This is a genomic window from Pseudomonas fluorescens (assembly GCF_902497785.1).
GTDB lineage: Bacteria > Pseudomonadota > Gammaproteobacteria > Pseudomonadales > Pseudomonadaceae > Aquipseudomonas > Aquipseudomonas fluorescens_BO.
In genome coordinates, this window is record NZ_CABVHK010000062.1 from 1 (window position 1) to 1,463 (window position 1,463).

Annotated in this window: 1 protein-coding gene; it reads right to left on the bottom strand. The window is 60.6% G+C overall.

Going from position 1 to position 1,463, the window contains the following annotated elements:
* Nucleotides 1-1,275, bottom strand: a 1,275-nt coding sequence (locus F8N62_RS31385; RefSeq protein ID WP_150714204.1) for an MHYT domain-containing protein, incomplete at its 3' end; no start/stop codon positions are given.
* Between the last annotated feature and the right edge of the window lie 188 nt (nucleotides 1,276-1,463).

The window sequence follows — 1,463 nt, forward strand, 5'->3', positions numbered from 1 at the left end:
GGCGTCGAAGAAGCTATAGCCGTTTTTGCCCGCGCCCTTGGCGTGATACATGGCCGCGTCGGCATTCATCAGCAATTCCTCAGCGGTCTGGACGTTGCCCGGATACAGAGCGATGCCGATACTGGCGGAGATCTGAAGATGATGTTCGGCGACGCGAAATGAACGGGCGATCAACCCGACCTGACGCGCCGCCAGATTCAGTACGTCATTTTCATCAGCCAGTTGCACCAGCAGCACGAACTCATCGCCGCCAATCCGCGCCAGCGTGTCATGACTGCGCAAATCCTCACGCAGACGCAGGCCGACTTCGCGCAGCAGTTGATCGCCCATGTGATGCCCGAACGCATCATTGACCGGTTTGAAACCGTCCAGATCGATGAACATCAAGGCAAAACAGCCGCCCTGCTCCTGCACCCTCGACATCGCCTGATCAATGCGGTCGGCCAGCAGTACCCGATTCGGCAGGCCGGTCAGGGTATCGTGCAGCGCCAATTGGGTGAGTTCGCGATTGGCTTCGGTCAGGGATTGGGCCAGTTGCGCGGTGCGAGCCTCGAGCCGTGCATCGAGCACCGACGTCAGCAAGGCAATGCTCAGCACCGCCAGTGTGGTGATCAACACCAGACTGTCCAGGCCCTTGCCGCTCAGACCATTGACGGCCGCGCCACAGAAACTGCCGTCCGGAAAACGCGCGGCCGCCATGGCGGTGTAGTGCATGCCGACGATGGCGATGCCCATGATCACTGCCGCACCCGCCCGGATCAGACTGACGTGAGGCGTGTGTCGGCGCAGGCGGAAGGCAATCCATAAGGCCGCGCCGGACGCACCGACGGCGATCAGCAACGAAGCGCCGAACAATATCGGGTCGTAATCAATGCCAGGCTGCATGCGCATCGCGGCCATGCCGGTGTAGTGCATGGCACTGATGCCGGCACCCATGACCAACGCGCCGAACGCCAGTTGCCAGACCGGCAAGCGAGGCTGACTGACCAGCCACAGGGCAAAGCCGCAAGACAGGAACGCGGTCAGCAGCGACAGCAGTGTCAGGGTGAGGTCGTAACCGAGATCGATCGGCAATTCAAACGCGAGCATGCCGATGAAATGCATCGACCACACGCCGATGCCCATCGCAAACGCGCCGCCGGCCGTCCACAAATGCACGGCGCGGCCCTTGGCGGTGGCGATGCGCCCGGTCATGTCGAGCGCGGTATAGGAGGCGAGAATCGCCACAATCAGCGAGATGATAACCAGCGTGGGGGAATAGCTACCGATGAGCATGAGACTTCTCGAGACTACCCGCCGTACTGCTTCCGTTCTCGGAGGGCAAATCGGGCGATTGTACTGATTGCGCGTGAGAACGCACTGACAAAATTAGCAAAGGGCCATCAACCCGATGAAACGCTTGTTTGACCCGTAAAATGGCTTTGACTCGACGCTCCCTGTAGGAGCTGTCGAGTGCAACGAGG